Below are 22,737 nucleotides of genomic sequence, written 5' to 3' on the forward strand. Positions count from 1 at the left end.
AGCACTGAGCTCCTAGATAAAATAGGGCTCTCTGATTGGGCGACAGCTTACCCAGCGAAGCTTTCGGGCGGTCAAAAACAAAGAGTAGCCATTGCTCGAGCACTCATGATGAACCCCGAAATCCTGCTGTTTGATGAGCCTACTTCTGCTTTGGATCCAGAATTGACAGGAGAAGTATTGCAGGTTATGAAGCAACTGGCCGAAGAGCACATGACTATGATTGTGGTGACACATGAGATGGAGTTCGCCAAGGAGGTAGCAAACCGGGTCATTTTCATGGACAAAGGGGAAATCATCGAATCTGGTCATCCGTCTGAATTGTTTACTAATCCTCGCTTCGAGCGAACAAAAGCATTTTTAAACCGCAGTTTGAAATAATAATCCATAAAGTTATAGGTGTCTTGCGGTGAACTGATATTTTACAATACTAGAAAATATTTAGGATCACATAAAATGTCGAGGGATATATCCTAAGTCTAATAAAGAAGGCAGAATTCTACTTATGTACAGGGGATCTGCCTTCTAAATCCTTTACTGTTTGACTGGTTTCTACTTCTTTCGCATCCTTTAACGTACCAAATAACACATCAATAAAGGGTGTGGACACTCCATACCAGTAATTTTCGTTTTTATAATGATGTAAAATATGCGTCTTCTTCAACCACTGTCCAAATTTTGATTTTACTTTAAATGGTCGATGAGCCACATAATGTTTCCATTCATATACAAGCAGCATGAAAATCAGTCCCAAACTAAACGCCAACGTTCCAATCAATGTCGATGTTATGAAAAAAAAGATCAAAGATAAAACAGCAAGATTCGGTATGCTGAACCATATTGGTAAAAACAATAACTTCAAATCATTAGGATCTTTATGATGATCATAATGTAAGCGCTTTAAAACTTTTAGAAGAAAAGCATTTTTAGGAGCTTTTATATGAAATAAGAACCGGTGTGTAATATATTCACTAAACATGAACGTGACAAGGCCAATTGCAAAGTATAAAAACAATGACCATGTAAGTCCTTTTCCAATCACAAAACTAGCAATCCCAATAAATAACGTAAACATCACGATCATATCAATATGCAAGAAAAAATCTCGGTACAAACTCTTACTCATCCTATTTCACTCCCCTTATTCACTTTTGTTTTCCAAAGCAGCAAGCTTTTTTCCATTATGTTTTTTGTAACTTGCTCCGTTGTATGGATCTCTCCAATTAAAATAGAATCCAACAAATCGTCATAATAATCTCTGGTGATCTTTCGATGTGCTGGTTCAAGAAAATATTTTTGGGCCATTTGAATATAAAAATCTTTAAAACTATTCATAATAAGTAAGTAAATTGGATTCGGTGACAGTTGAGCTAAGTTTTGTTGGATCTCCCAGTCAAAAATGGCGTATGCTTTTGCATCGTCTTGTAAATCATCTAAATTGGCAAATAAGGAAATGACTCTTAGAGGGTGTTGGATGACTGCATCCTTTACATAAGTAGGTGCTAGAGAGATTCGAAGCTCTAACATATAATGAATAAATTCATCAGGTATTTCTTCATGGCATCGAAGAATATTCACAATGGTCATTAAGTTTCCGTGTTTCCAATAATCATTGACAATAGCCGGCATACCCTTGCGAATAGTGACCCACCCATCTCTTTCTAAACGCTGTAAAACCTCTCTTACTGTAGGTCTTCCAACGTTGAAATAGGTTGCCAATTCCCTTTCTGATAACAGAGGTTCATTTGTTTTATACTGACCCTCTAATATGGATTGAATCATTTTTTTTTCGATCAAATCAGTAGAACGCTCCTTCAATGTATCTTTCACCCCCTATTTTGGTAATACCATCATTTCAGCGTGGTATTACCAGTATGTTATGATTTATGAGTATATTTGTCAAATTATTCTAAAAACTTTATATATTTTATTGAGACGGTCTGGTCAAAGAATACATAACAAATACATAAATCTCTTATAAAGCCAAATACATGTATATTGCTCTATCTAATGTCTCATAATAAGTGATATAAAAATGCATCTAGAATAAAGGTGAAAGCATGTCTTTTTTTCGTTATTTGCTAAGGGACTCTAAGGCTCTCCAAAATCAGAAGCAGGCTGATAGTATCCTAAACAGCATCATCGCTCCTTCTATCTCTACAAACCTTCAGCAAGTATCCATGCTGTTTAGCGGCATACCCGAGCTTACAATCCGTAAGATTTCATTAAAAACAGGGCAGCAGGCGGCTCTTGTGTATCTGAATGGCTTGGTAGACAAGACGATCATTAACACGGATATTCTTCGTCCGCTCATATATGGAGAATATAATGAAAAAGATTCTTTAGAATCTTATGTAACGTTGGGACAGATTAAACGAATCCAGGAATGGTCTGAAATTGAACAGGCCATTCTTGTTGGGAAAAGCATCCTGTTTATGGATGGACATGACTCTGCCCTTGAACTTGAAACACAAAGCTGGCCGCAGCGGGCGATTGAGGAGCCGCAAGTAGAATCATCGATCAAAAGCTCACATTTAGGGTTTATTGAAACAGCCAGTCAGAATATTGCCATGATTCGCCGCTATATCCCAAGCCGTGAATTAAAAGTGAAAGAATTCACGGTCGGGGAGCGAGGAAGTGTGAAAGTTTCGCTCCTTTACTTGGCAGATGTTGTGAGTCCAGAGACGATCCAACAAATTGAGAGTAGAATCACGAAGATTGACATCGATACCGTTCTTAATTCCGGCGAACTGGAGTCGCTCATTGCAGATAATCCCTTTAGCATTTTTCCTCAATTTTCTGAGACGCAGCGGCCCGATACAGCAGCTTCTCATCTCCTTCAGGGGCGCGCAGCTGTCGTTGTGGATCGTTCGCCGGGTGTTCTCATTGGGCCGATGACGTTTACTGCTTTTTTTCAAACGGTGGATGATTATAATTTGAGATGGATTATCGCTTCGTTTATCCGTTTCTTGCGTTTCTCTGCATTTTTCATTGCAATTTTTACACCTGCTCTCTACATCGCGATGATTTCCTTTCATTTTGAAGTGATGCCGCTTCAATTACTTTTATGGATCGCACAATCACGGGAGAGGATTCCGTTTCCGCCCCTAATAGAAGCGCTGTTCATGGAACTTGTACTCGAGATGCTCAGAGAAGCTGCAATCCGGCTCCCAGCGCCTATCGGCCAAACGATTGGCGTTGTCGGTGGGATTGTCATTGGCCAGGCAGCGGTTGAGGCCGGAATTGTAAGCAATATTATGGTCATTGTCGTGGCTGTTACAGCGATTGCTTCTTTTATTATCCCGAATCTAGAAATGTCAACAGGGATTCGGCTGATTCGCTTTCCGATGATGCTCATAGCCTATATTTTTGGCATGGCGGGGATCATAGCTGGAACGATGGTGCTTATCGCACGTCTCCTCACTTTAACATCCCTTGGGGTACCGTATACCTCCCCCATATCACCGATGCTTTTTTCGGATATGAAGGATACATTTATTCGTTTACCGATATCGATGTTAAAGAAGCGCCCCTTATCGGTTCGACCTAGCCAGTTGCAGCGGCAAGGGAATAATAAAAAGGACAAGGAGGATCAATGAACAAGCTCATTAAGAATGAAATCACATTACTTCAGTATATTCTAGTGATTAATGGTACCCAGGTAGGAACTAGCATCTTGACTCTTCCGGCGGAGTTAGCAAAAACTGCAAGCACGGATGGGTGGATCTCGATTATTATTGGGTGCGTACTGGCAATGGCTGTTAGTCTCTGTATTGTTCATCTAATGGCAAAGCATCCTGGAGATACAATGCTTGAGCTGCTGACACGATATTTGGGAAAATGGATTGGAAAATCCGTGATGGTGATTTGGATTTTATACGCTTTATTCTCTGGCACAATCGTTCTTTTTGTTTCTCTAGTTATTCTTCAATCATGGGTTTTACCTAACACTTCCAGTTATTTTTTTGTGGCACTTCTCATCATTCCAACCTACATGATTATGCGCGGCGGTGTGCAAATCATTGCGGGTTATGCTGAGATTGTCTTTTTCATGACTCTTTTGCTGCCAATCCTACTACTCCTACCACTTAAGGAAAGCCACTGGATTTATTTACTGCCTATTTTGAAGGAAGGATGGATGCCCATTCTTATTACAGTTAAGACCACCATTCTGGCCTTTCTTGGATTTGAAATGGCGTTTCTCTTCTATCCTTATCTGCAAAATAAAAAATCTGCAGCCAAAGGGATTGTGATTGCCAATATTATTACCATGCTTGTTTATCTCCAGATTACATTAGGCTGTTTTGCTTATTTTAGCCCAGATGAAATCACTAAATTTTTATGGCCTACACTTACTCTTGTGAAACCTATTAGTTTTTCATTTCTCGAACGAATGGAGATTATCTATGTTTCATTTTACATTTTGGTTTTTTCAACCTCTGTGATTCCCTACCTTTTTTTTGTGACGGATCACCTTTCACAGCTGTTTAATAAAAAGGACTGGCAGCTGCCGTTCCTTTTGCTTCCGCTCTTTGTGATGGTCTCCTTCTTTTATAGGCCGTCCTTTGAGGAGCTTCAATTATTGAAAAAATGGTGGGAGCGAGGGACTTACTTCATCGTCTATGCTTTTCCCATTGTGTTTCTTTTCTATGTAACGGTTTATACGCATTGGAAAAGGAGGAAGATGCATGATAAAGTGGGGTAAATTCATCCTTGTATGCTTTTGGCTTCTCCTCATTTCGGCATGCGGAGATCGGCTTGAAGTGGAGAAAACCACTCTATCCTTAGTCTATGGTTTTGATTTGGGTGAAGATGATAAGATCATTGCCTATCAGGTAAGTCCTGTTTTTGATATGGATGCGCAAAAAAAATACGAAGTGTATCAAGCAAAAGTGCATACATTCAGACAGGCGAAGGAGGTGTTTAACAGTATGAGTAACGGGGTGATTGCGCAAGGGAAACTGCAGGTGATGATCTTTAGCGAGCAGCTGCTGAAAAAAGAAAGCCTCCTCCCCTATCTGGACGTTATCTATCGAGATCCCAAAAATACAGGGAATATGCGCATGGTCGTTGCAAAGGAATCAGTTTCTTCCATTGTAAACAGTGAATTTACCGATAAACCTAGCCTTCCTATGTACATAATAAATGTAATCGATGTAGGAAAAAGGGAAAATAATACAACTTTTACTACAGCGCAGCGACTTCATACGCAGCTATTCGATAAGGGGATGACGCCTGCCGTTTCAGAAATAAAAAAAGGAAAGAATACAATTGATGTGACTGGTTCTGCACTTTTAGATAAGAGAGGAAAATATATGATGTCATTGAACCGTCGAGAAACCGAGCTGCTTCTTATGCTGCAAGAAAAGGCGAAACCGCCGATATCATTTAGCCTCTCTATCCCGTCTCAGTCATTGAAACGCCTGAATGTTCGCAAAGATATAAAAGGGACAGACTTTGTAACAATGAATATCTATGGGCTAAACCGAAGTATTTCGACCGATTATGAGAAGAACCATTTTTCATTTGATGTAAAAATGAATCTCGAAGTCTCTTTAGAGGAACGTACATTTGAAATAGATATGGAAAAAAAGCAGAAGCAGCTTGCTGCGATCATTACGGATCAACTCGAAAAAGAATTCACTGAATTCATTCAAAAAATACAGAAAAAGCAGCTTGATCCAGTTGGATTTGGGTCGTATGCGCGTGCTTTTCAATATAAGCAGTGGAAAAAGGTTGAGAATCGCTGGCCAGACGAATTTTCACGGGCGACCGTTAAGGTCACGCCAACCGTAGAAATTAAGACATATGGAGCTACTGAATAAAGTAAAAGGATATTAATAGGAGGGAGCCCAAAAGGTCATTAATGTAATGATCTTTTGGGCTCCCTCCTATTTTTTCTTGTTAATTTACTTTTGGTTAATTTTTACATCGGCTTCCCCTTATTTTCAGTTGAACTTTATTGTTCGACTACTATTATGGAGTTAATTTTAAATCCGCCCAATGTGGGTGTGCCTCAAGTCTACGCTCCATATCACGGAACGCTTTGAGTGTACGACTTAGCTTACTGTAAGCGTCGCCACCTTCATCCCAACCAAGGTAACCAATCATTCCGTTATACCCAATCTTTTTTAACTGCCCAAGTAATGCAAAATTATCTAACTCCCCGACGTCCAAAGGCTCGATTGTTGCCACTCCACCAAAACCGTGCGGATTGCGTCTACTACCAGAAAGGTTCACTTGTTTCAAGTAAGGAGATACCGCTTTAAGCGTAGCTGATAGATTTGTTCCATCAACTGCGGTTCATTACAGCGATTTTAGCGCTTCAGCAATCTCTGTATCCCCTGACATTAAATCGAATGCTTTTTTATACGTATTTGGTTCATCAAGAGAATGAACGATTGTTCTTGCTACATCTTCACGTGAAATGCTCCCACCATGTAAGTTCTCTGCTGCGGTAACCAACCCTGTGCCTTTTTCACTACGAAGATAACCAGGACGAATAATCGTATAATTTAATCTGCTATTCATTAACATGCGGTCAGCATAATGCTTGGCTACATAATAAGGTTTAAGGTTTTCCGGCCAGTTTTCACGGTTGTGGGCTTGGAATGAGCTTACCATGACAAATCGTTTAATTCCGACTTTTTCTGCAGCCTCCATTGCTTTTACAGCACCGTCTAAATCGACAAGCAATGTTTTATCTGCACCTGTGTGTCCTCCTGAACCAGCAGAGAATACGATCGCATCACATCCTTTGGCTGCTTCGGCAATCTCATCAACAGTACCTTCAAGATCAGCTAGTACAGATTCAATGCCTTTTTTCTGAAAAGCCTCCCATTGCTCTTGCTTTCGAACCATCGCACGGACAGTGTGTTTGTCATGCTCATGAAGCATGTTTACCACTTGTTGTCCTACTTGTCCATTGGCTCCAATGACCAAAACTTTCATCCCGATCCGTCCTTTCTAATTTTGATGAATGTAAGTTATTTTTCATCATGATAAAGCCGGAAAATGTGGAACTACATATTCACCTAATTCTTCAATTACTTCTTCTACTGGGCGTTGGCCATATTTTAAGTTGATGATGACATGGTTCACACCTGCATTTTGTAACGCTTCAAGAAATTCGATAACGAAATTTCTTCCTGTACGAAATCCAAGATGAATCGGTATTGGCAGATGATTTGGATCTTCCGCTAAATCAATATAAAGCGATTGGGTAAATGGCTTAAATTCCTCTGTTAGCGAACGCCAATTGTCGATTAATGATTTTTGAAATTTGAGTCCTCGTGGATAATAAATCCAACCATCACTATGTTCTGCAATCCATTCAGGAGACTGTCCACTATGACCTGTCACCATTAATGGTAAACTTGACAATTTCGGTTTCGGTAAAAGATCTCCGCCTGTCAGATGTACTCGTGCAGAGTCAATAGTAGGAAAATGCTCTTTCCATGCTTTTCTCATTACATCCACTGCTTCTCGAAATAATTCGCCACGATTTTCTGGATTCACAGAGAATGCTGGAAACTCGATTGGACGATCACCTGTTGCGACACCAAGAATGAGTCTTTCACCGGATAATCTGTCCACAGAAGCTGCAGCTTTTGCGACATGAAGAGGATGACGCAACGTTAAAATAATACTCCCAGTTCCTAAAGCAATTTTTTCTGTGTTAGCAGCAACAAACCCTAAATACGTAAATGGATCATACATTTGCCCGACATCACCGAAATGGGGATCGCGCAATGGTACATCTCTCACAAATAATGAAGCGAAATTGAGCTCTTCTGCTCGTTTTGCTAATTTCATTTGTTTTTCTATATTCATTTCAGGGATGTCTCCCATATACGATTCAATTGGAAAGAACAACCCTAAAGTCAGTTTGTTTTCTTGATACATGCGTGAAAAGCCTTTATGGTTTTTATATTTCTCCATTTTTCACCACTCCCTAAGAAAAGATAAGCCCTATATAAAAGAATGGCTCCATTTAAAAATAAATATGCCCTGCCTCTTCCGGATCTAACAGAAACATATACGCTGATATGATTAATATTTATATTTTGCAAACAACAATATGTTTTTACGATGCGACAATGGCAATGGCCGCATCATCTTTGATCACTTTGTCAATAATGGCACTACCAAGACAAATCTCATCATCATAAAATACCGCTACTTGTCCCGGAGTAACGGCTTTAATTGGTTTTTCGAATTCCACAAAGACCGTTCCATCCGGACGAATATGGGCACGTACCTTTTGATCTTCTTGACGATAACGAAATTTAGCTGTACATACAAACGTACCTGAGCGACCATCCCCATTTATAAAGTTAAGGTTAGATGCAATAAGACCGGTGGAGAACAATGCGGGATGGTTTTTTCCTTGAGCGACGAGTAAAACATTGTTTTCTAAATCTTTATCGACAACATACCAAGGTTCACCTGTTCCTTTGCCACCGATGCCAAGTCCTTTTCGTTGGCCAATTGTGTAATACATTAACCCATCATGGGTACCTAACACTTCCCCATCGAGTGAACGTAGTCAACGAATGCTTTAAATTTAATTTCCGTATTACATAGTACATCTGGATTAGGTGTTCGACCTTTTTTCAACTCATCCATGAAGTACGTAAATACACGGTCCCAATATTCTTTTTCAAAGTTCACACTATAATAGGGAATACCTAGTTGATTCGCTACCCTCACAACGTCTTCATAATCTTCCGCTGCCGTACATACACCATCATCATCGATATCATCCCAATTTTTCATAAATACACCAATGACATCGTACCCTTCTTTTTTAAGAAGGTAAGCAGCCACAGAGGAATCCACCCCACCAGACATTCCGACGACAACTCGTTTTTTCTTCAACCTTATTCACCCCTTTTAACTGAAATGTTTTTTATTACAGTTATATTTAAAAAAAATAATCATGCAATTATTGTTTTGATCAATGATGTAAAGTGTAGACAAAGTATATTTCACGGACAATCAGACTGATTAAAAACGCTTGTCAGTCAAGGAACGAACCCGTTCGAGGAGCGGAGTGCCCTAAATGGAATGGGTTCGTGGCGATGAATGCGAACGTTTGTCAACAATCTGCATAATTGATTTGATCCATAATGTCTTGAATCGTCACACCTTTTAAATAGTTTAAAAAGTGCTCCTCAGCATTTTGAAAAATGTGAATGAGTATATCTGATAGGTGTTTACCTATTACGCAATTCTCATTAGAGTCGGGGCATTTTGGTACAAGCGTTTCCTGACTAGTGATTTTAAATATTTTGTCTAACGTAATACATTCAGGTTGATCGTTTAAAGAGAATCCACCTTTTGCCCCTTCTTTAGAAGCAATAATATTTTCTTTCCTTAATATACTTAAAATTTTCCTCAACCTTACTGGGTGGACAGAAACACTTTGAGCGATGTCTTCACTGGTTACTCGTTGGTTTTGATGTTTAGCTAAATAAGCAACACAGTGAACGGCAATCGAAAAATCGCTATTCATTATTAAACCTTCCTCCTAAATGTAATAATAATTATTACAGTTTGTATTGTCAACTTGTAAATAATGTCTGATTGAGTCAAGGGTTTGTAGACAGAAAGATAAAATGAAGGGTGCTAACTTTTTCAGCCTCATACAAGATCCTCCTACAAAATGACCAAGTTTATTTTAATTTGGTCATTTAATTTTATAGGTTAGGAAAAAGATGAAAGGAATTCATAATTATCTTAACTATTAATTAATAGGTACAGCCTACATATCGGAAATTTTGTACACTAAAGATTTTCTACCTGAAAAAGTCGAATTCATATTTAAATTTGATTTGCACCCTCTAGTCGAAAAAAAATGCTATCTTTTTTGGCAGCACAATCTGGAAATCTTGGATAATTTCCTATATTTATCTATACCTTTTTATGTTTTAAGGGCGTTTTTCCCACGGTTCAAGAGTTCCAACGATCTTTAATAGTTTATCATTAACAATGGCGTCTTTAATTCCATCACAAATTTCATCGTTAGTTAACCATCTAGAATGACCATTTTCAATAATAAATCCTAGTTGAATTTGGTGATACAGGCAGCTGGGCACTACTTTTGTTTTATTCTTGACTTCATTTAAGTCTGAACTGCTACCTAGCACATGGAACAGTCTCCATGAATTCTTATCACTTGAAAGTTCTTGTGAAACTACATTTAAAACATTTTTCCCCGCTGAATGGATCCATGCAACAACTAAATTAATTGGACCGCTCTTTTTAATTGTCCTTTTTAGTTGCTCTCTTAATTGAATATCCTGACAATAATCAATGAGCAATGGCGTAAATTGAGATTTTTCCTTTGATAAATTTATTAATTGATTCATACGTTCAGGATTGCGTCCAATCACTGAAACATGATAACCCTCATTAACTAACCATAATGAAATTTTTGATAGCATCCCTGTACCACCTATAACTAATGCATGCACTTAATTTCACATCCTTTAGAATAAAAACTTCTATTTTCCTCCCATTTTTTATATCATCTATTTCATTCCGAGCTAATCTGTTCCCATTCACTTAAATGCATTACGTCTTTACTAACCTTTTTCTTTTCAGGAAGTAAGCACAAAAATTCCAAAGAGTTACCATCTGGATCATAAAAGTAAAGATTTGCGGTAGGTGTCCACGTTTGAACCATTGGTTCCACCGGTTCGAGTCCAAAAGCGGACCTAGGACTTATCCCCTTAGCAAGAAGCCATTCTCGTGCATTCAGCATATCTTCATAGCTGATTACAAGCGATGGCAAAAAAGTTTCTCTAAAAACTAAAATGAAGGGAATTATCGACCGTTTTGAAGAGGAATTGGTTGTAGTAGAAATGGATGGAGAAATGAAGGATTTCCCTAAGACCATCTTTCCTCCTGAAGTAGTTGCAGGAGATGTTGTACAAATTGAAGCTGACAAAGTTATTGTATTAAAAGATGAAACAGACAAACTAAAAAAAGAAATTGAAGACTTAATGGCTGATGTATGGGAAGATTAGTAAATATTGTAATAAGCAAAAGAAGCCAATATTATTTCTTGGCTTCTTTTAGTAATATAACAAGACAATTTGGTAAATTAATCAATAAATGCTCGAGCATAAATTTTATTTAAGTATTATTTTTCCAGAAGTTTATTTAAGCATATCTCTGCCAAAACGGCAAAATTATGCTTTACGTCACATATTTATCCACCAAATTTTTATGTATGTTGTTGGTGGAGACGGTGGGAGTCGAACCCACGTCCAGAAATATCGCCACTTAAGCTTCTACGAGTGTAGTCGATATATTCGCGTTTCGCATACTCTTATGCCTATCGACAGGCGTCGGAGCAGCTAGTCTGATTGTTCTCTTCCTTCATCCTCAGACGGCGGAATCCGGCGTAGCCCACTCAGTTTGAGTCCGCTACCCTAGCACATGGGCGATGCAGGGGCGAACAGCTACGCTATATTAGGCAGCTAAAGCGTAATTTTCTTTGCCAGTTATTGGCGTTGGCGTTTTTACGAGGCCGACCCCCTCGACTCGCAACTTAAGCTCGAACTATCCCTGTCGAATCCGTAACGTCCCCATGTCAAAAATGGAACGATAGGATGATGAATAGCAAAGCTATATTGCTGTGCGTATTCAATTGTCATCTACAATGGTTATTATAGCATATTTATCGTAATATGCAATTGTAAGTTACTGTAAGAACCACCAAATCCACCTACATCTTTTGTCTCTCACGGAAAGCACGCTCGATTTCACGTTTGGCTTCTTTCTTTTTCAAGTCCTCACGCTTATCATATTGCTTTTTACCTTTAGCTAGACCTATTAAAACCTTAGCAAATCCATTTTTCAAATAAACTTTTAAAGGAACCAACGTATAGCCCTGTTCTTTTGTTTCTCCGATAAGTTTATTAATTTCTCTGCGGTGAAGCAGCAACTTTCTTGTTCTCAACGGATCATGATTGTAGCGGTTTCCTTGCTCATATGGACTGATATGCATATTATATAGGAATATTTCTCCATTATGGATGCGGGCATAGGAATCCTTCAAATTAACTCTTCCTGCACGGATGGATTTAATTTCTGTTCCCTGGAGCACGATTCCCGCTTCATATGTTTCTTCTATAAAATAATCATGATATGCTTTTTTATTTTGGGCGATTTGTTTTCCTTCACCTTTTGGCATAAAACTACTCCCCCTTCAATTACTGTTCTATCTAAAAAGTGATTGAATGGACCGGGCACCCAATTTGAGTACCCACAAGACGATCCACAAATGCTTTTTCTTCGTCATAAACCTTACCCTCGGTGCTCATTACCTCTAGGTATCTCCGCTACGATTGTGTTCATTCCTCGGTGACGGCTGAGATATCGGTATAAAGGCCGATATATTGCTCCTAATGACCAATATATCGAGATGACGACCGATTTTTTACTTCTGATGACCGATATATTCGATTGACGACCGATATTTTATCCCTGACGACCGATATATTCAATTGACGACCGATATTTTGTTCCTGATGACCGATATATTCAATTGACGACCGATATTTTATCCCTGATGACCGATATATTCGATTGACGACCGATATTTTGTTTCTGATGACCGATATATTACTTCTGATGACCGATATATTCGATTGACAACCGATATTTTGTTCCTGATGACCGATATATTCAATTGACGACCGATATTTTATCCCTGATGACCGATATATTCAATTGACGACCGATATTTTATCCCTGATGACCGATATATTCAATTGACGACCGATATTTTATCCCTGACGACCGATATTTTACTTCTGATGACCGATATATTCGATTGACGACCGATATTTTGTTCCGATCAACTGATATTTCGGATTCACGACCAGTTTCCATTCACTATCAAATGATAGTCCGACTGACAAGTATTTTTCAATCTGTCTGGATGATTATACAATCTACAGGCATCCAATTTAGTATGCCATCGTTACCGGCGTTTTTTCTTACGTTTGTTCTTCGGTACATTTTCGAAGAACTTTTTCTTTTTGCGAGACGTGCTTTCTGAAGATTTTCCAGAACTACCTTTTCTTCCGCCACGAGAATTCCCTCTGTCTGAATCTTTTCCTCGGCGTTTGTTTTTACCCGGTGAAGCCTTAAACACCTTTGTTTCGTGACTTTCACGGCGGCGGTTGTTTTTCATGCCAGCCACTTCAAAATCAATCGCTCGTTCGTCTTTATTGACATTGATTACACGCACTGTAATCTCGTCGCCAATTCTGAATACTTTGCCGGTACGTTCACCAATCATCGCTAAATGGCGCTCATCAAAACGATAATAATCATCGTTCATTACACTGACATGAACAAGACCTTCAATCGTATTTGGAAGTTCAACAAACATACCGAAATTCGTAACAGAGCTAATGATTCCGTCGAATTCCTGTCCGATTTTATCGAGCATGAATTCAGCTTTTTTCAGATCATCCGTTTCACGTTCGGCATCGACTGCTCGGCGTTCACGATTCGATGTATGATCTGCAATTTCTGGCAATAACGCATCCCATTTTTCACGAGTTGCTTGATCTAATTTTCCTTCAATTAGATAGGTTCGGATCAAACGGTGTACGATTAAATCCGGATAACGCCGAATTGGAGAAGTGAAATGTGTATAGAAATCCGTTGACAATCCAAAGTGACCTAAGCTTTCCGGATTATATTTTGCCTGCTGCATCGAACGAAGCATCACGGTTGAAATAACCATTTCCTCCGGCTTCCCTTCTACCGCTTCAATGATTTCCTGAAGAGCGCGAGGGTGAACGGAGTTAGCTGTCCCTTTTACAACGTAACCGAAGTTTGTAATAAACTCAAAGAAACGTTGTAGCTTGTCTTCTTTCGGATCTTCGTGAATTCGGTAAATGAAAGGAACATCCATCCAGTGAAAATGCTCAGCAACCGTTTCATTAGCAACAAGCATAAATTCCTCGATGAGGCGCTCGGCAACCGAACGTTCACGGAGTACAACGTCAATTGGCTTACCTTCTTCATCAACAAGCACTTTCGCTTCTTTGAAATCAAAGTCGATAGCGCCTCGTTTCATGCGCTTCGCACGGAGAATGGAGGCTAGCTTTTCCATTTCCTCAAACATTGGCACAAGAGGTTCATAGCGTTTACGAAGCTCTTCGTCCTTGTCGACTAATATTTTATTTACATCCGAATAGGTCATCCGCTCTGTCGTTTTAATGACACTTTGGTAAATTTCATGATTTACAACTTGTCCGTCTTCGTCAATTTCCATTTCACATGAAAGGGTTAATCGGTCCACCTTTGGATTTAACGAGCATATTCCGTTGGATAATCGGTGAGGGATCATCGGAATGACGCGGTCGACTAAATAAACGCTTGTTCCGCGCTCATATGCCTCCCGATCAATGGGTGAGCCTTCCTTCACATAATAGCTTACATCGGCAATATGTACGCCAAGCTTATAGTTTCCATTGTCCAGCTTTCGGACTGTTACAGCGTCATCCAAATCCTTTGCATCGGCCCCGTCAATCGTGACAATCATTTCATCACGAAGGTCGCGGCGATTCTGAATTTCACTTTCATCGATGCTGTCAGGAGTTTGCTTCGCTTGCTCTAGTACATCCTCTGGAAACTCAAGCGGAAGTCCGTGCTGATGGATAATCGACAGTATATCAACACCCGGATCATTTTTATGTCCGAGTATTTGGATCACTTCTCCTTCCGCACTAACCCTGCCTTCTGGATAAGACGTTAATCGAACAACCACTTTATGTCCTTCAACAGCACCCATAGAAGCAGATTTTGGAATAAAAATATCATTTACGATTTTTTTATCGTCTGGGATGACAAAACCGAAGTGCTTGCTTTCGACATAAGTGCCGACGATTTCTGTCACACCGCGCTCAATAATTTTTTCTACGCTGCCTTCCCGACGTGCACCTGATTTTTCACTAGAAATACGAACAAGCACGATATCACCGTGCATCGCATTCTTCGTTTCAGTCGGAGGGATGAAAATATCATCCATACCCGGCTCTTCGGGCGTTACAAAGGCAAAACCCTTTGCATGGGCCGTTAATTTTCCACGAACTAAATTCATTTTTTCAGGTAAGCCATATCGATTGCTTCTTGTGCGGACGACAAGACCCTTGTCTTCCATTTTTACCAAAGCTTTAACGAAGTCTTTGAATTCAGAGGAATCCTTAATACCGAGAGCTTCCTCCAATTCCTGTACTGTTAAAGGCTTATACGCTTCTTTTCTCATATATTCAAGAAGCCTGTCCATATGGTAACGGACATTTTCATCCATACTAAAACCTCCCTTAGAGGGTAAAAGCTATTCCTTCCAGTCTAGCTTTTCTAAAAATTGATACACATCCTCATGAAGCTGATCACGTTCTTTGTCAAGCGTGATAACGTGACCGGACTCCTCGTACCATTTGATTTCCTTTAAATCTGTATTCACTTCATTATAAATAATATTGGCGCTGTCCGTATTGATCATGTTGTCATGTCTCGCCTGTACAACAAAAGTTGGAGATGTAATTCTCTTCACGTTGTTTCGCACGTCAGAAATCAAATCCTGGAGAGCTTTAAGCGTGTTCATCGGAGTCTTTACAAACTGCTCCATTTCCTGCTCGATTTGCTCCTCGCTCTTTCCTTCTCTCTTTTTATATTCTCTGGCGTATTCCAAAACTCCTTTATACATGACCTCTTCGCTCTTAATATACATCGGTGCACACATGGGTACAATGCCCTTTATAGGTACAGTGTAACCTAATTTAAGCGAAAATACGCCACCAAGCGAAAGACCAACAGCTGCAATTTCTTCATGACCTTTACGCTTTAAGAAATCATAGGCCATCATAACGTCCTTCCACCAATTTTTTGGACCGGTATGAACAAGCTCCTCTGGAGGCACTCCATGGCCTTTATAGATGGGAGCATGACAAGTATAGCCTCTTGCTTCTAAGTAACGGCCTAACATTCTTACGTCAGCAGAATTGCCAGTAAATCCGTGCAATAAAAGGACAGCTCGCTTCCCTCCTTCAAATGTAAATGGCTGCGGCTGCTTTATTTTCATGTTTCTTTACTCCTTTCACTGATGATTATCTTGATGGATCGAGCAATAATACTTTTTTTACTATTGTTTATTCATAAGCTCCAAATTAATCTTTTTACGACTATCAAAAAACATAATCAAACGTTTTTTCGTACAATCATTTAGCACACCCTCTATTTAACCAAAAATGACTAGATAAATCTATTTGAATGTTCTATTATTGTTCATTTATTTACAAAGGTATGTAAAAAAATAAAAAAACCGGAATGATCCCCGGTTTTAGTTTGTAATCGTGGTTGCGTATTCAACTATTCTTAAAGTTCAAAATACGTTAAAGCAATCGTTAAAACAAAGAAAAGTACGGATAGGACAATCGTTGCTCTATGAAGAACAAGGTCGATACCACGGGCTTTTTGCTTACCAAAAAGCTGCTCTGCACCGCCAGAGATGGCACCGGAAAGACCGGCACTTTTTCCTGATTGAAGCAATACGCAAACGATAAGTGCAATACAAACAAGTACAAGAAGAACTACTAGAAATGTGTGCACGCAGTTCCACCTCCTGAAATCTGTAAACATTATTTTTAATGTACCACATAATTGCCAATTCTACAATGCTTGTTTCAATGTGGTGCTATTCTACAAAACACATCTTAGAAGATTTCCTAAAATGAAATGGGGTATAATGAAAATATGCCAAGAAAAGGAGGGGATTAAATTGTATTTAAGCATCATCCGTAAAATGGATCTATTCAATATCCTTTTCGCACTCTTTGGCGCAATGGCTCTTTGGATTTATGAAGGAGCATGGCTCGAATTATCCGTGATGTTGACTTCAACACTTCTATTATGGATTTCAAAGTACAAATACAATCGTCCAATTATTTTTTTCGCGTATTTTTTTAGTACATTATTCTTTGCCATTCTATTCGCCAAAACTTCAGAAGAGTTTTCAGTAAAATTTTCTTTAATCCCTTCCAGCATATACGGATTAATAGGTATAACAATTCTGATTGGATTAGTAGCTGCAGCTGCCCGCTTTGGTACAAGCACTTTATCACTTGTATGGCTAACCTTACATCTATTAGTTTTCTTTGCCACCCTACAAATGAGCCAATATACAAGCTTTTTCAAAGCCTTTTGGAGCTCTAATGCCCAAATGATTGCTGTTCAAGAATATTATCCATTTATCGTCATGGGCATGCTCATCGGGGTTTTTCTTGAAAAATTTCAAATGGAATTAATGCGGGATTATAAGAATCGATAACATTAGCTGACTCAAAGTTTGTTATATCACGGCACTTTTAGCTAGGTTTTTCTTTTCATTTGGGTACAATGTACATAATTCAACCCGAATTCTAAATAATTCAACCCGTTCTCCAAATAATTCAACCCGAATTCTAAATAATTCAACCCGTTTTTCAAATAATTCAACCCATTCTCGAATGAATTCAACCCGTGCAAAAAATAACGATAACCACGCAATACTTGTTAAACAATAAAGGCGCCCCGAATTACATTTCGGAGCGCCCTTCATTTTTATCTACATTACTTTTTCAAGTTGTAGAAAGATTTTAAGCCATCATAGATTGCTAAATCGCCAAGCTCGTCTTCGATGCGAAGTAATTGGTTGTATTTCGCGATACGGTCTGTACGAGACATAGAACCTGTTTTGATTTGACCAGCGTTTGTAGCCACAGCGATGTCAGCGATTGTTGCATCTTCTGTTTCACCAGAGCGGTGAGATACAACAGCTGTGTAGCCAGCACGCTTCGCCATTTCGATTGCGTCAAATGTTTCAGTTAATGTACCGATTTGGTTTACTTTGATTAGAATGGAGTTTCCTACACCTTGCTCAATACCTTGTGCAAGCTTCTTCGTATTTGTAACGAATAAGTCGTCACCAACAAGCTGAACTTTTTTACCAAGACGTTCTGTTAAAAGCTTGTGGCCTTCCCAGTCGTTTTCATCTAAACCATCTTCAATAGAGATGATTGGGAATTCGTTAACAAGTTCTTCATATAAGTTAACCATATCTTCAGAAGTTAAACCAGTGCGGCCTTCACCTGCAAGGTCATATTTGCCAGTTTCTTTGTTGTAGAACTCAGAAGAAGCAACGTCCATTGCAAGGTAAACGTCTTTTCCTGGTTCATAGCCAGCAGCACGAATCGCTTCCATAATGACTTCTAAAGCTTCACGGTTAGAACCTAGGTTTGGAGCAAATCCACCTTCATCACCAACAGCTGTGTTTAAGCCTCTTGCGCTTAATACTTTCTTTAAGCTGTGGAATACTTCAGCACCCATACGGATTGCTTCTTTGAAAGTAGGAGCACCAACAGGCATAATCATGAACTCTTGGAAGTCCACGTTGTTGTCAGCGTGAGATCCACCGTTAATGATGTTCATCATTGGTGTTGGAAGCTGCTTAGCGTTGAATCCTCCAAGGTAACGGTATAATGGAAGGCCAACAGAGTCAGCAGCAGCATGAGCAACCGCCATAGAAACGCCAAGAATTGCATTTGCCCCTAATTTACTTTTGTTTTCAGTTCCGTCTAATTCAATCATAGTACGGTCGATACCGACTTGGTCAGTAACGTCCATACCGATAATTGCTTCAGCAATGATGTTGTTTACGTTGTCTACCGCTTTTTGAACACCTTTTCCAAGGTAACGGGATTTGTCACCGTCACGAAGTTCAACTGCTTCATATTCACCAGTAGAAGCACCAGATGGTACTAGAGCGCGTCCAAAGAAGCCGGACTCTGTCATTACTTCTACTTCTACAGTTGGATTACCGCGGGAATCAAGAACTTCACGAGCGTATACGTATTGAATGTATGGCATAGCAAAAATCTCTCCTTTTATATATAAAATGATTTGATTAGTGTTTGATTAGTGTATTTCCTGTCATTTCTTTAGGCTTTTGTATATTGAGTAAATCCAGCATTGTTGGAGCAAGATCCCCTAGGATTCCGTCTTCACGAAGCTCAATGCCTTTTTGTGTAACAATAACCGGAACCGGATTTGTTGTATGAGCAGTCATTGGTTTTCCTTCAAGCGTCACAACTTCATCCGCATTTCCGTGGTCTGCTGTTATGATCGCCTTTCCACCTTTTGAAAGGATCAGGTCCACGACTTTTCCTAAGCATTCGTCAACAGCTTCCACCGCTTTGATAGTTGGTTCAAGCATGCCAGAGTGACCAACCATGTCCGGATTCGCATAGTTTAAAATAATCGCGTCGAATTTATCGGCTTCGATTTCTTTTATTAATGCATCCGTTACTTCATAAGCGCTCATTTCAGGCTTTAAATCATAAGTAGCAACCTTCGGGGAATCAATTAAAATTCTTTCTTCACCCGGGAACTTCTCTTCACGACCACCGCTCATGAAGAACGTTACGTGAGGATATTTTTCCGTCTCTGCAATACGGAGCTGCTTTAAACCGTTTTGAGATAAAACTTCTCCAAGAGTATTATCAAGGTTTGTAGGCTTAAACGCAACGTAGCCTTTGACTGTTTCAGAGAAATGCGTCAAGCACACAAAGAATAAGTCCTTTGGAGCTTTAGGACCTCTATCAAACGAACGAAAATCCTCATTTGTAAACGTGTTGGATATTTGAATAGCACGGTCAGGACGGAAATTGTAGAAAATGACCGCATCGTGATCTTTAATGGTTGAAACAGGCTCTCCATTTTCATCTGTAATAACGGAAGGGATGACGAATTCATCATAGATTCCGTTTTTGTAAGAGTCTTCCACACACTCCATTGCGTTTGTATAGGAAGGACCTTCTCCATATACCATCGCACGGTAGGATTTCTCAACTCTTTCCCAACGCTTGTCGCGGTCCATGCTGTAGTAGCGGCCTGAAATCGTAGCAAATTTACCAACACCATATTCTTTCATTTTTTCTTCAGCTTCTTGAATATAGCGTTTTGCCGTTTGAGGACCAACATCACGACCATCTAGAAAAGCATGGACATATACATTTTTCACGCCTTCTTTTGCAGCAAGACGTAATAATGCATACAAGTGATCAATATGACTGTGTACACCGCCATCTGATAAAAGACCAAAGATATGAAGATTTGTACCGTTCTTTTTCACATGATCCATTGCGGCAGTGAAGGTTTCATTTTTTTCAAATTCTCCTTCACGGATCGCAATGTTTACACGAGTTAAGCTTTGGTAAACAATACGGCCAGCACCGATGTTCAGGTGTCCTACTTCAGAGTTCCCCATTTGGCCTTCAGGAAGACCAACAGCCTCGCCGCTCGCTTTCAAAGTAGCATGAGGAAACTCATTCCAATAACGATCAAAATTTGGCTTTTTCGCCTGGGCAACGGCATTTCCTTCTTTTGTATCTCGAAGTGCAAAGCCATCTAAAATAATTAAGGCTACAGGTGCTTTACTCATATCGACCAGCCTCCAATAATTGTAGGAACGATTGAGGCTCTAAGCTAGCTCCGCCAACCAATGCACCGTCAATATCCGGCTGTGCCATATACTCTTTAATGTTAGCAGGCTTTACGCTTCCACCATATTGGATACGGATCGCATCTGCAACATCTTGAGAGAATTGCTTCGCTACAACAGAACGAATATGAGCGCACACTTCATTAGCATCCTCGGCTGTTGAAGATTTTCCTGTTCCAATCGCCCAAATTGGCTCATAAGCGATGACTGTTTGTTTTGCTTGGTCAGGAGTCAAGCCTTGAAGAGCCTTTTCGATTTGAGCCCCTACAAGGTCATTTGTTTTCCCGCTTTCACGCTCTTCTAACGTCTCTCCACAGCAAACAATTGGAATGAGGTTATGCTTAAAGGCAGCATGAACCTTTTTATTGACAGATTCATCTGTTTCGTTGAACATTTCTCTTCTTTCAGAGTGTCCGAGGATTACATAATCCACACCTAAATCTGCAAGTGCTGCCGGACTAATTTCCCCTGTAAACGCACCGCTATCCTCAAAATGCATATTTTGAGCACCGATTTTTACATCAGAATCTTTAGCGGCTGTCACAAGCTGCTCTAAAAATAAAGCAGGCGCACAAATAACAGAATCCATCTGATCCTTAGAAGGAACCTGCTTTTTTACCTCTTCCAGAAAGCTTTTCGCTTCAGACAAGGTTTTATGCATCTTCCAGTTACCCGCAATAATCGGTTTGCGCATCTTAACCATCCTTTCTAAAAGGGGTCTAACCCCCAACGCTTTAAAGGGCCAAAAGGAATTTAACTCCAGATAAAGCGTGCTTATTTATCGTTTAAAGCCACGACGCCTGGCAATGCTTTACCTTCCATAAATTCTAAGGAAGCACCACCACCAGTGGAAATATGAGACATCTTATCTGCCAAGTTGAACTTTTCAACAGCAGCCGCGGAGTCTCCACCACCAATTACGCTGTAGGCATCAGATTCAGCAAGAGCTTCAGCTACAGCCTTTGTTCCACCTGCAAATTGATCGAACTCAAACACTCCCATTGGTCCGTTCCAAATCACAAGCTTGGATTTCTTAATGATATCCGCGTAAAGCTCACGTGTTTTTGGACCGATATCAAGAGCTTCCCAATCAGATGGAATGGAATCAATATCCACTACCTTCGATTCAGCATCAGGAGAAAATTCTGTTGCAACAACTGCATCAATAGGCATATGGAACTGAACGCCTTTTTCTTTTGCTTTTTCCATAAAGGATTTTGCCAATTCAATTTTGTCTTCTTCTAACAATGATTTACCGATCTCATAGCCCTTAGCTTTAATGAATGTGTAAGCCAAGCCTCCGCCAATAATTAAATGATCTACCTTATCAAGAAGGTTTTCAATGACACCAATTTTATCTTTAACCTTTGCACCGCCAATAATTGCTGTAAAAGGTCGATCAGGATTTGAAAGAGCCTTGCCCAATACATCTAACTCTTTTTGCATTAAAAAGCCTGAAACAGCAGGTAGATGTTTGGCAATTCCTTCAGTAGAAGCATGGGCACGGTGTGCAGCACCAAACGCATCGTTCACGTAAATATCTGCAAGTTCCGCAAAGGCTTTCGCCAATTCTGGATCATTTTTCTCTTCACCAGGATAGAAACGAACATTTTCTAGCAATAAAACATCGCCTTCGTTCAATTTCTCAATTTGCTCCTTTACGGAATCTCCGTAAGCCTCATCAGCTTTTGCTACTTCCTTACCTAATAGCTCACTTAATCTTTTCGCTACAGGAGTTAAACGTAATTCCTCTTTCACTTGACCTTTTGGACGGCCTAAGTGACTTGCCAAGATGACTTTAGCTCCTTGCTCCATTAAATATTGGATCGTAGGAAGCGCAGCACGGATCCGCGTATCGTCTGTCACTTGTCCATCTTGCATAGGAACGTTAAAGTCTACACGACAAAATACGCGCTTTCCTTTTACATCAATGTCTTTAATCGATTTCTTGTTCATTGGTCAAAGGACCTCCTTTTTCTTCATCAAGGTTGAATCAATTTAAATAACGGAGTTTTGGCTACTATAAGCCAATCGAGTAGGAGGGGGTGACTAACCCCCGACCTCTCACACCACCGTACGTACCGTTCGGTATACGGCGGTTCAATTAAGTATGACGTAGAGTCTGATACCTTTCAGTTAGACTTCTTAACCCTCGGTGACTCCAATAG

23 protein-coding genes, 1 other RNA gene and 2 pseudogenes are annotated in these 22,737 nt (G+C 39.8%); 6 read left to right on the forward strand and 20 right to left on the reverse strand.

Annotated elements, in window-relative coordinates:
• A partial coding sequence (locus tag GD441_RS15125) for an amino acid ABC transporter ATP-binding protein (protein ID WP_153127268.1) occupies nt 1-378 on the forward strand: 378 nt, incomplete at its 5' end.
• Between the two features lie 118 nt (nt 379-496).
• Here GD441_RS15125 and GD441_RS15130 read toward each other — a convergent pair.
• Together GD441_RS15130 and GD441_RS15135 are read right to left on the reverse strand one after the other, a co-directional pair.
• Entirely contained in the window at nt 497-1,123 is a 627-nt protein-coding gene (locus GD441_RS15130; protein WP_153127269.1) for a sterol desaturase family protein, read from the reverse strand.
• Nucleotides 1,120-1,779, reverse strand: a complete 660-nt coding sequence (locus tag GD441_RS15135; protein WP_153127288.1) for a GntR family transcriptional regulator — start codon at nt 1,777-1,779, stop codon at nt 1,120-1,122. Before GD441_RS15135 ends, GD441_RS15130 begins: the two co-directional genes overlap by 4 nt.
• A 278-nt stretch (nt 1,780-2,057) precedes the next feature.
• Here GD441_RS15135 and GD441_RS15140 point away from each other — a divergent pair, with 278 nt between their 5' ends.
• The 3 genes from GD441_RS15140 to GD441_RS15150 are packed head-to-tail and all read left to right on the forward strand — an operon-like array spanning nt 2,058 to nt 5,822.
• Nucleotides 2,058-3,596: a spore germination protein gene (locus GD441_RS15140; protein WP_153127270.1), complete on the forward strand. Its 1,539-nt coding sequence runs from the start codon at nt 2,058-2,060 to the stop codon at nt 3,594-3,596.
• Nucleotides 3,593-4,702 (forward strand): GerAB/ArcD/ProY family transporter, encoded by a 1,110-nt coding sequence (locus GD441_RS15145; protein ID WP_153127271.1) that lies wholly within the window; start codon nt 3,593-3,595, stop codon nt 4,700-4,702. Before GD441_RS15140 ends, GD441_RS15145 begins: the two co-directional genes overlap by 4 nt.
• Complete coding sequence (locus GD441_RS15150) at nt 4,686-5,822, forward strand: Ger(x)C family spore germination protein (RefSeq protein WP_153127272.1); 1,137 nt, start codon at nt 4,686-4,688, stop codon at nt 5,820-5,822. Before GD441_RS15145 ends, GD441_RS15150 begins: the two co-directional genes overlap by 17 nt.
• Before the next feature lie 151 nt (nt 5,823-5,973).
• Here GD441_RS15150 and GD441_RS15155 read toward each other — a convergent pair whose 3' ends face one another.
• The 7 genes and pseudogenes from GD441_RS15155 to GD441_RS15185 all read right to left on the reverse strand — a co-directional run.
• On the reverse strand, nt 5,974-6,246 hold the full coding sequence (locus GD441_RS15155; RefSeq protein WP_225434261.1) for a hypothetical protein: 273 nt from the start codon (nt 6,244-6,246) through the stop codon (nt 5,974-5,976).
• A 57-nt stretch (nt 6,247-6,303) separates the two neighbouring features.
• Nucleotides 6,304-6,948 (reverse strand): SDR family oxidoreductase, encoded by a 645-nt coding sequence (locus tag GD441_RS15160; protein WP_153127273.1) that lies wholly within the window; start codon nt 6,946-6,948, stop codon nt 6,304-6,306.
• A 45-nt stretch (nt 6,949-6,993) separates the two neighbouring features.
• A complete protein-coding gene (locus tag GD441_RS15165) occupies nt 6,994-7,938 on the reverse strand; it encodes an LLM class oxidoreductase (protein WP_153127274.1) in 945 nt (314 codons plus the stop codon).
• 145 nt (nt 7,939-8,083) lie between these two features.
• Nucleotides 8,084-8,877 (reverse strand): annotated as a pseudogene (locus tag GD441_RS15170) (MnmA/TRMU family protein).
• A gap of 220 nt (nt 8,878-9,097) precedes the next feature.
• On the reverse strand, nt 9,098-9,514 hold the full coding sequence (locus tag GD441_RS15175; RefSeq protein ID WP_153127275.1) for an RrF2 family transcriptional regulator: 417 nt from the start codon (nt 9,512-9,514) through the stop codon (nt 9,098-9,100).
• Nucleotides 9,515-9,929: 415 nt separating this feature from the next.
• Complete coding sequence (locus GD441_RS15180) at nt 9,930-10,475, reverse strand: short-chain dehydrogenase (protein ID WP_153127276.1); 546 nt, start codon at nt 10,473-10,475, stop codon at nt 9,930-9,932.
• A 62-nt stretch (nt 10,476-10,537) separates the two neighbouring features.
• Nucleotides 10,538-10,765 (reverse strand): annotated as a pseudogene (locus tag GD441_RS15185) (VOC family protein); the annotation flags it as partial.
• A gap of 52 nt (nt 10,766-10,817) precedes the next feature.
• Between GD441_RS15185 and GD441_RS15190 the strand changes: the two are divergent.
• A complete protein-coding gene (locus GD441_RS15190) occupies nt 10,818-11,030 on the forward strand; it encodes a DUF3006 domain-containing protein (protein WP_153127277.1) in 213 nt (70 codons plus the stop codon).
• Nucleotides 11,031-11,243: 213 nt separating this feature from the next.
• Here GD441_RS15190 and ssrA read toward each other — a convergent pair.
• The 7 genes from ssrA to secG all read right to left on the reverse strand — a co-directional run bounded on the left by ssrA (nt 11,244) and on the right by secG (nt 16,641).
• Nucleotides 11,244-11,596: a transfer-messenger RNA gene (gene ssrA, locus GD441_RS15195) on the reverse strand.
• A gap of 138 nt (nt 11,597-11,734) precedes the next feature.
• Nucleotides 11,735-12,202: an SsrA-binding protein SmpB gene (smpB, locus tag GD441_RS15200; protein WP_153127278.1), complete on the reverse strand. Its 468-nt coding sequence runs from the start codon at nt 12,200-12,202 to the stop codon at nt 11,735-11,737.
• A gap of 369 nt (nt 12,203-12,571) precedes the next feature.
• A complete protein-coding gene (locus GD441_RS17510; RefSeq protein ID WP_263862461.1) occupies nt 12,572-12,700 on the reverse strand; it encodes a hypothetical protein in 129 nt (42 codons plus the stop codon).
• 56 nt (nt 12,701-12,756) lie between these two features.
• Nucleotides 12,757-12,903, reverse strand: coding sequence for a hypothetical protein (locus GD441_RS15205; RefSeq protein ID WP_153127279.1), 147 nt, complete (start codon nt 12,901-12,903; stop codon nt 12,757-12,759).
• A gap of 91 nt (nt 12,904-12,994) precedes the next feature.
• Entirely contained in the window at nt 12,995-15,340 is a 2,346-nt protein-coding gene (gene rnr, locus GD441_RS15210; RefSeq protein ID WP_153127280.1) for a ribonuclease R, read from the reverse strand.
• A 27-nt stretch (nt 15,341-15,367) separates the two neighbouring features.
• Nucleotides 15,368-16,114: an alpha/beta hydrolase gene (locus GD441_RS15215; RefSeq protein WP_153127281.1), complete on the reverse strand. Its 747-nt coding sequence runs from the start codon at nt 16,112-16,114 to the stop codon at nt 15,368-15,370.
• Nucleotides 16,115-16,407: 293 nt separating this feature from the next.
• On the reverse strand, nt 16,408-16,641 hold the full coding sequence (gene secG / locus GD441_RS15220; RefSeq protein WP_153127282.1) for a preprotein translocase subunit SecG: 234 nt from the start codon (nt 16,639-16,641) through the stop codon (nt 16,408-16,410).
• Nucleotides 16,642-16,810: 169 nt separating this feature from the next.
• Here secG and GD441_RS15225 point away from each other — a divergent pair, with 169 nt between their 5' ends.
• On the forward strand, nt 16,811-17,359 hold the full coding sequence (locus tag GD441_RS15225) for a hypothetical protein (protein WP_153127283.1): 549 nt from the start codon (nt 16,811-16,813) through the stop codon (nt 17,357-17,359).
• 281 nt (nt 17,360-17,640) lie between these two features.
• Here GD441_RS15225 and eno read toward each other — a convergent pair whose 3' ends face one another.
• The 4 genes from eno to GD441_RS15245 all read right to left on the reverse strand — a co-directional run bounded on the left by eno (nt 17,641) and on the right by GD441_RS15245 (nt 22,525).
• On the reverse strand, nt 17,641-18,936 hold the full coding sequence (gene eno, locus GD441_RS15230; protein ID WP_153127284.1) for a phosphopyruvate hydratase: 1,296 nt from the start codon (nt 18,934-18,936) through the stop codon (nt 17,641-17,643).
• Nucleotides 18,937-18,973: 37 nt separating this feature from the next.
• The gene (gpmI, locus tag GD441_RS15235; RefSeq protein WP_153127285.1) at nt 18,974-20,509 is read right to left on the reverse strand and encodes a 2,3-bisphosphoglycerate-independent phosphoglycerate mutase; all 1,536 of its coding nucleotides are present in this window, start codon (nt 20,507-20,509) and stop codon (nt 18,974-18,976) included.
• Entirely contained in the window at nt 20,502-21,263 is a 762-nt protein-coding gene (gene tpiA / locus GD441_RS15240; RefSeq protein WP_153127286.1) for a triose-phosphate isomerase, read from the reverse strand. The genes gpmI and tpiA overlap by 8 nt, the downstream gene beginning before the upstream one ends.
• An 80-nt stretch (nt 21,264-21,343) precedes the next feature.
• Entirely contained in the window at nt 21,344-22,525 is a 1,182-nt protein-coding gene (locus GD441_RS15245) for a phosphoglycerate kinase (RefSeq protein ID WP_153127287.1), read from the reverse strand.
• Between the last annotated feature and the right edge of the window lie 212 nt (nt 22,526-22,737).

This window comes from Peribacillus tepidiphilus (genome assembly GCF_009466385.1).
Classification (GTDB): Bacteria; Bacillota; Bacilli; order Bacillales; family DSM-1321; genus Bacillus_BN; species Bacillus_BN tepidiphilus.

Coding starts and splice junctions, on each gene's coding strand:
- GD441_RS15130 (WP_153127269.1), bottom strand. CDS start 1,123: ATGAGTAAGAGTTTGTACCGAGATTTTTTCTTGCATATTGATATGATC.
- GD441_RS15135 (WP_153127288.1), bottom strand. CDS start 1,779: ATGATTCAATCCATATTAGAGGGTCAGTATAAAACAAATGAACCTCTG.
- GD441_RS15140 (WP_153127270.1), top strand. CDS start 2,058: ATGTCTTTTTTTCGTTATTTGCTAAGGGACTCTAAGGCTCTCCAAAAT.
- GD441_RS15145 (WP_153127271.1), top strand. CDS start 3,593: ATGAACAAGCTCATTAAGAATGAAATCACATTACTTCAGTATATTCTA.
- GD441_RS15150 (WP_153127272.1), top strand. CDS start 4,686: ATGATAAAGTGGGGTAAATTCATCCTTGTATGCTTTTGGCTTCTCCTC.
- GD441_RS15160 (WP_153127273.1), bottom strand. CDS start 6,948: ATGAAAGTTTTGGTCATTGGAGCCAATGGACAAGTAGGACAACAAGTG.
- GD441_RS15165 (WP_153127274.1), bottom strand. CDS start 7,938: ATGGAGAAATATAAAAACCATAAAGGCTTTTCACGCATGTATCAAGAA.
- GD441_RS15175 (WP_153127275.1), bottom strand. CDS start 9,514: ATGAATAGCGATTTTTCGATTGCCGTTCACTGTGTTGCTTATTTAGCT.
- GD441_RS15190 (WP_153127277.1), top strand. CDS start 10,818: ATGAAGGGAATTATCGACCGTTTTGAAGAGGAATTGGTTGTAGTAGAA.
- smpB (WP_153127278.1), bottom strand. CDS start 12,202: ATGCCAAAAGGTGAAGGAAAACAAATCGCCCAAAATAAAAAAGCATAT.
- GD441_RS15205 (WP_153127279.1), bottom strand. CDS start 12,903: ATGGAAACTGGTCGTGAATCCGAAATATCAGTTGATCGGAACAAAATA.
- rnr (WP_153127280.1), bottom strand. CDS start 15,340: ATGGATGAAAATGTCCGTTACCATATGGACAGGCTTCTTGAATATATG.
- GD441_RS15215 (WP_153127281.1), bottom strand. CDS start 16,114: ATGAAAATAAAGCAGCCGCAGCCATTTACATTTGAAGGAGGGAAGCGA.
- eno (WP_153127284.1), bottom strand. CDS start 18,936: ATGCCATACATTCAATACGTATACGCTCGTGAAGTTCTTGATTCCCGC.
- gpmI (WP_153127285.1), bottom strand. CDS start 20,509: ATGAGTAAAGCACCTGTAGCCTTAATTATTTTAGATGGCTTTGCACTT.
- tpiA (WP_153127286.1), bottom strand. CDS start 21,263: ATGCGCAAACCGATTATTGCGGGTAACTGGAAGATGCATAAAACCTTG.
- GD441_RS15245 (WP_153127287.1), bottom strand. CDS start 22,525: ATGAACAAGAAATCGATTAAAGACATTGATGTAAAAGGAAAGCGCGTA.